This window comes from Pseudomonadota bacterium, assembly GCA_023229365.1.
In the GTDB taxonomy this organism is placed as follows: Bacteria; Myxococcota_A; Polyangia; order JAAYKL01; family JAAYKL01; genus JALNZK01.
On record JALNZK010000204.1, the window covers coordinates 1 to 6,177 of the forward strand.

The 6,177-nt window shown below is 65.4% G+C and carries 6 protein-coding genes; 3 read left to right on the plus strand and 3 right to left on the minus strand.

What is annotated here, in order from left to right; all coding sequences use genetic code 11:
- A partial coding sequence (locus M0R80_30810) for a hypothetical protein (protein MCK9464031.1) occupies nucleotides 1-848 on the plus strand: 848 nt, incomplete at its 5' end.
- 46 nt (nucleotides 849-894) lie between these two features.
- On the opposite strand, the gene M0R80_30815 is transcribed toward M0R80_30810, so the two are convergent.
- From M0R80_30815 to M0R80_30825, 3 genes are all read right to left on the minus strand, one after another.
- The gene (locus M0R80_30815; protein ID MCK9464032.1) at nucleotides 895-1,452 is read right to left on the minus strand and encodes a biopolymer transporter ExbD; all 558 of its coding nucleotides are present in this window, start codon (nucleotides 1,450-1,452) and stop codon (nucleotides 895-897) included.
- A gap of 18 nt (nucleotides 1,453-1,470) precedes the next feature.
- Entirely contained in the window at nucleotides 1,471-1,968 is a 498-nt protein-coding gene (locus tag M0R80_30820; GenBank protein ID MCK9464033.1) for a biopolymer transporter ExbD, read from the minus strand.
- A gap of 72 nt (nucleotides 1,969-2,040) precedes the next feature.
- Complete coding sequence (locus M0R80_30825) at nucleotides 2,041-2,676, minus strand: MotA/TolQ/ExbB proton channel family protein (protein ID MCK9464034.1); 636 nt, start codon at nucleotides 2,674-2,676, stop codon at nucleotides 2,041-2,043.
- 333 nt (nucleotides 2,677-3,009) lie between these two features.
- On the opposite strand from M0R80_30825, the gene M0R80_30830 reads away from it, so the two are divergent.
- Together M0R80_30830 and M0R80_30835 are read left to right on the plus strand one after the other, a co-directional pair.
- Entirely contained in the window at nucleotides 3,010-4,569 is a 1,560-nt protein-coding gene (locus tag M0R80_30830; protein MCK9464035.1) for a Re/Si-specific NAD(P)(+) transhydrogenase subunit alpha, read from the plus strand.
- Nucleotides 4,570-4,579: 10 nt separating this feature from the next.
- Nucleotides 4,580-6,097, plus strand: coding sequence for an NAD(P)(+) transhydrogenase (Re/Si-specific) subunit beta (locus tag M0R80_30835; protein ID MCK9464036.1), 1,518 nt, complete (start codon nucleotides 4,580-4,582; stop codon nucleotides 6,095-6,097).
- Nucleotides 6,098-6,177 lie beyond the last annotated feature (80 nt).

Genomic DNA, 6,177 nt, shown 5'->3' on the forward strand with positions numbered 1-6,177 from the left:
CCAAGGACGGGAAGCAGCCGTGCGAGGTCATCTCGGGGGCGAAACAGCTGATCTCCTGCGACAACATCGTCCCGCCCCCGGACGCGGGGAGGGTGTCCTACCGCTTTCGGGTCGGCGGGCAGCTCTTCGAGTCGTCGACGTGCTCCTTCGAGACCGTGATTCCCGGCGCGATCAATTCAATCCAGAAGGTCGGGTTGGAGTACCTGTTCGCCGAGCCTGGAAAGGATCTGCGGGTCGTCGATCACTGGGAGGCGTTCGTGCGCCCGATCGCGTCCGGCGAGCACGTGAAGATTCACAGGTTCGGGCGCCCGGACACGAAGCCCCTGGAGGGGCTCACGGTCCCCAGGGAGGTGATACCGTACGTGGAGGCCGCGGTGAAGCTCGACGGGCCGCCCGAGAACTACGCGGTGCTCTTCTTCGTCGAGGCGCAGGATACCGGGGTGCCAGTCCTCCAGGTCGTGGGACGTCCGAGCACGGATCAGCGGATCGAGGCGATCGCGGCGCCGCTCGTCCGCTACCGCCGGTTCGGGACCGGGGTCGGCGGCTACGGCGCGTGGCCGGAGGAACCCATCAAGATAGGCGGCCCCGACGACGACCGCATGATCTTCGAGGTCTACGCAGGGATCTTCGAGAAGAAGAAGATCCCCGCGATCGTGGATCAGCTTCTCAGCTTCGAGGGCCGCGACAAGAGCGGCGAGGCGATCGTCAAGATCAAGCCCAGGACGGCGTCCGAGATCCAGTCGCTCGCCTGGCACCGCTGGCTCGCCGAGCCGATCCGCGTCGTGCGGGCGTCGACGCTCCCCGCCGAAGGGGAGAAACCTTCGCCGTCAGAGAGCCCGGACCTGTAGAGGCCCGCACGACCTTTTTTCACGACCAGCGATTGTGTTGGAGGAACTAGAGCCCCAGCGGCGCTTCGGTCTTGCCGACCTGCCGAATCGCGAAGCTCGTGTTGATGTACTTCGCCTTCGCGCAGGTGGACATGACCAGCTTCAGGACGGAGAACGGGACCTCGTTGTCGGACTGGATGATGACGTCGCCCTTGAACTCTTCGCCGGCGTGTGCGGCGGCCCACGACTCGCGCTCGGCCTCGAGGTAGGTGTAGAGCGGGGTCAGCTTCCAGTCCGGATAGGCGGCCTCGGTCACGTCCGCGGCGTTCATGACGAACTGCCCCTCGAACCCGATCGTCGCCTTGGACACGGCGACCACGGGCGCGCGCTCGAGCTCCGACGTGTGGAACGCCGGCGGCAGCACGATGTCCTTGGTCGCGAAGAGGATCTCGCCCGAGGCGCTGAACGACATCAGCAGGAAGACGACGAGCACGGTCAGCGTGTCGACCATCGGCGTCAGGTTGAGATCCGAGTTCGGGCTCTTCTTGCCGTGGCCGGTGGCCAGCTTGACGTTCTTGAGCTTGATCGTCTTGCCAAGTGCCGAGCCCGGTTTCTTGATACTCATTCGATGCCTCCGACGTGCCTAGAGCAACTCGCCCTGCATCGTGTTCGGGTTCGCGACCGTGATGGCGCTCAGGCCGAGATCCAGGCAGATGTCCATCACTTGGATGATGAACTTGTACTGGACCTTGTCCTCTGCGGCGAGCATCACCTTGGGCGCCTCGGCGGGGACGCGCTCCTTGAGGCCGCGCAGCGCCGCGCGCACTTCCTTGTAGTACTTGTCCTCGGGCATCCGCGGGACCCGCTTCGGGGGCCTGTCGCCGGTGATGTTCATGACGGCCTCGTCGGCGGTGACGAGGATGTTGATGTTCTTTTCCTTCTCTTTCTGCTGAGGAGGAGCGCTGGTGTTCTGCGAGATGGCCTGATCCGTGGCGATACGGGCAAGCTGCGTCCAGACCGCCGTGATGAGAAGGAACGAGATGAGCACGGACATGAGGTCGATGAACGGAACCAGCTGAACCACGAAGTCAACAGACTTCTTTCCGCCCTTCGTCGGGGTAGGGTCACCGCCGCCAGACATGATAACCTCCTACGTTTCCTCACAACTGTTTCAGGTCGACTGGGATCGACCCCGAACAATCCCCTACCTGTCTCAGCCCGCGAGCTTCTCGCGGTTCTCGACGATCAGGTTCATGACCTGGACGGTGCTCTGGTTGATGTCGTCGAGCAGCGCCTGCGTCTTGCCCTGGAGGATGGCGAAGAAGATCAGCGCCGGGATGGCGGTGAGCAGCCCGAACGCCGTGCAGTTCATGGCTTCGGAGATGCCGCGCGCGAGCTCGGCCGCCTTGGCGCTCGCCTCGACGTTGGCGACGGCGCCGAACGACACGATCATGCCCGAGATCGTTCCGAGGAGGCCGAGGAGCATGGCGATGTTGCCGATCATGGAAAGGTAGGCCGTGCGCTTCTCGATCTTCGGCAGCTCGCGCAGCGCGGCGCCGTCCATCGCGGCCTGGACGTCCTCGGGCGTGCCCCGGACCTTCAGGAGGCCGGCGTGGATGATGCGCGCCAGCGGGAACCGCTGCGCCGCCGTGTACTTGACCACCTTGTCGAGCTGGCCTGCGAAGATGGCGCTGTGCATCGTCTTGATGAACAGGTCCTTGTTGAAGCTCGCCCTCATGTACAGGTAGAAGAAACGCTCGATTGCAATGGCGTAAAGAAAGAGGGACGCGATCAAAATCGGCCACATGAAGAATCCACCCTTTTCAAACGACTCGGCAATGAACCTCATGTCCTCCTCCGTCTTGTCAGTGTCCGTGTTGTCGGCCGGGGGCAGCGGGGGTCATCCCCTCTCGCCACCGAGCGCTTCTTAGGTCCAAGAGCCTAGGGGAACAACAAACCCGTGTCAATACCACTTCGTCCACGAAATCGACGAGAATACGTCCGTCGTTTCTTCCATGTTTTCTTTGGGAAAATCGGTTTCTTGCGCCTCTTGCAAAACCACCTGCTTCCTGATATCGCCGCGCTGAGTTTTGGACCGTCGCGCGCTGCACGCGAAATCGACGACGGGGAGCGCAGGCGACCGGGGACGGGCGCCGCAGGCAGTCACGCAGGGAGGTGGACGATGAAAATCGGAGTGCCGAAGGAAGTGTTCGCGGGCGAGCGGAGGGTCGCGCTGACCCCCGACACGGCCGAGCAGTTCAAGAAGCTCGGCTTCTCGCTCGCGATCGAGTCCGGGGCCGGCGCCGAGGCGAGCTTCTCCAACGAGAAGTACATCGCGGCAGGCGTCGAGGTGGTGCCGAACGCCAAGGCGGTGTGGTCGACGTGCGACATCGTCATGAAGGTGCGCCCGCCCGCGCCCGCCGAGATCGACCAGATGAGGGCCGGCCAGACGGTCATAAGCTTCCTGTACCCGGCGCAGAACAAGGAGCTCATGGACCGCCTCGCCGCCAAGAAGGTGACGGTCCTCGCGATGGACAGCGTGCCGCGGATCTCGCGCGCGCAGAAGTGCGACGCGCTCTCCTCGATGGGGAACGTCGCAGGGTATCGCGCCGTCGTCGAGGCCGCCCAGCACTTCGGCCGGTTTTTCACCGGTCAGGTCACCGCCGCGGGGAAGATCCCCCCGGCCAAGGTGCTCGTGATCGGCGCCGGCGTCGCGGGCCTCGCCGCGATCGGCGCGGCCAAGGGGATGGGCGCCATCGTCCGCGCCTTCGACACGCGCCCGGAGGTCCGCGAGCAGGTCCAGAGCATGGGCGCCGAGTTCCTCGAGGTCACCGTCAAGGAGGACGGCGCCGGCGTCGGCGGCTACGCCAAGGTGATGAGCAAGGAGTTCATCGACGCCGAGATGGCGCTCTTCCGCAAGCAGGCGGCCGAGGTGGACATCATCATCACGACGGCGCTCATCCCGGGCAAGCCCGCGCCGAAGCTGATCCTCGCCGACATGGTGGAGACGCTCCGCGCCGGCAGCGTCGTCGTCGATCTCGCGGCCGAGCAGGGCGGCAACTGCGAGGGGACCGTGCCGGGCAAGGTCGTCGTGAAGAACGGGGTCACCCTCATCGGGTACACGGATCTCCCGAGCCGGCTCGCCACGCAGTCGAGCAACCTGTACTCGACGAACCTGCGCCACCTGCTCACCGACCTCACGCCGACGAAGGACGGCGTGATCAACGTGAACATGGAGGACGAGGTGATCCGCGGCGCGACGGTCATCAAGGACGGCGAGATCACCTGGCCGCCGCCCGCGCCGAAGCTGTCGCTCGCGAAGCCCGCGCAACCCGCCGCGGCGCCGGCTCCTGCGGCGAAGGCCGGCGGTCACGGACACGGCGCCCCGTCGAAGCAGAGCTCGCCCGGCAAGCTGGCGGTCACGCTGGTCGTCGCGGCCGCGGTGCTCGGGGGCGTCGGCTACGCGTCGCCGCCCGAGTTCCTCATGCACTTCACCGTGTTCGTCCTCGCGATCTTCGTCGGCTACATGACGATCTGGAACGTGACGCCCGCGCTGCACACGCCGCTCATGAGCGTCACGAACGCCATCTCCTCGATCATCATCATCGGCGCGCTGCTCCAGGTCTCCTCTGAGAACCGGCTCGTCTGGATCCTCGCGGCGATCGCCATCACGATAACCTTCGTCAACATCACGGGCGGCTTCGCGGTGACGCAACGCATGCTCAAGATGTTCCGGAAGTAGGAGGCACGCCATGCACGAGACGACATTCGACTTCGGCGGGATCGTGACATGCGCCTACATCGGCGCCATGGTCCTGTTCATCCTCGCGCTCGGCGGCCTGTCCACCCAGGAGAAGGCGCGCCGGGGCAACCTGTTCGGCATCATCGGCATGGCGGTCGCCGTCGTCGCGACGGTCGCCTTCGAGGTGACGGGCAACTACTGGGTTCTGGCGGTGGGGCTCGGCGTGGGCGGCACGATCGGCATCCTGCTCGCGCTGCGCGTGCAGATGACGCAGATGCCCGAGCTCGTCGCGATCCTGCACAGCCTCGTCGGCATGGCCGCGGTGCTCGTCGGCTTCGCGAACTACCTCGGCATGCCCACGGAGCCCGAGAAGCTCGCAGAGCACTACGAGGGCGCCGCGCTGGCGGTCCACGACATCGAGACCTACATCGGCATCCTTATCGGGGCGGTGACGTTCACGGGCTCCGTGATCGCGTTCGGCAAGCTGTCGGCGCGCATCAGCGGCAAGCCGGTGATCCTGCCCGGCCGCAACGTCCTCAACCTCGCGCTGCTCGCGATCGCGATCTGGGCGGGCATCGTGTTCGTCGGCCAGCACGGCGCCAAGGACGCGGCGGAAGCCGCCGGCGGCGCCGCCGCGGCGATCGGCGGGAACATGTTGCCCGTGATTGAGGGGATGCCCGCGGGCTTCTTCGCGCTGTGCATCATGACCGTGGTCGCGCTCATCTTCGGCGTCCACATGGTGATGGCGATCGGCGGCGCGGACATGCCGGTCGTGATCTCGATGCTCAACAGCTACTCGGGGTGGGCCGCCGCCGCCACTGGCTTCATGCTGAACAACGATCTCCTCATCGTGACGGGCGCGCTCGTCGGCTCGTCCGGAGCTATCCTGAGCTTCATCATGTGCCGCGCCATGAACCGGAAGTTCCTCGCGGTCATCGCGGGCGGGTTCGGCACCGACAGCAGCAAGCCCAAGAAGAGCGGCGAGGTAGCGCCCCAGGGCGAGGTCGTGTCGATCAAGCCCGAGGAGGTGGCCGAGCTGCTCAAGGAGGCCAAGGAGATCATGATCGTGCCCGGCTACGGCATGGCCGTGGCGCACGCGCAGCACACCGTCGCCGAGATCACGAAGGCGCTGCGCGAGCGGGGCAAGAACGTGCGGTTCGGCATCCATCCGGTCGCGGGCCGCATGCCCGGCCACATGAACGTGCTGCTCGCCGAGGCGAACGTCCCGTACGACATCGTGTTCGAGATGGACGAGGTCAACGACGACTTCCCGAATATCGACGTCACCCTCGTGATCGGCGCGAACGACATCGTGAACCCCTCGGCGCTCGAGGATCCGAACAGCCCGATCGCCGGCATGCCGGTGCTCGAGGTCTGGAAGGGCAAGATCTGCATCGTGATGAAGCGCTCGATGGCGACGGGCTACGCCGGCGTCGACAACCCGCTCTTCTACAAGGAGAACACGCGGATGTTCTTCGGCGACGCCAAGAAGAGCCTCGAAGAGGCGTACCGCGTCCTGACCGCGTAACGCGACACTCGCCTTTTTTACCACGCCTTGGGCTGAAAATCGGCGGAGTTGAGGAATACGGCATCGTCGCCGGTCTGGCC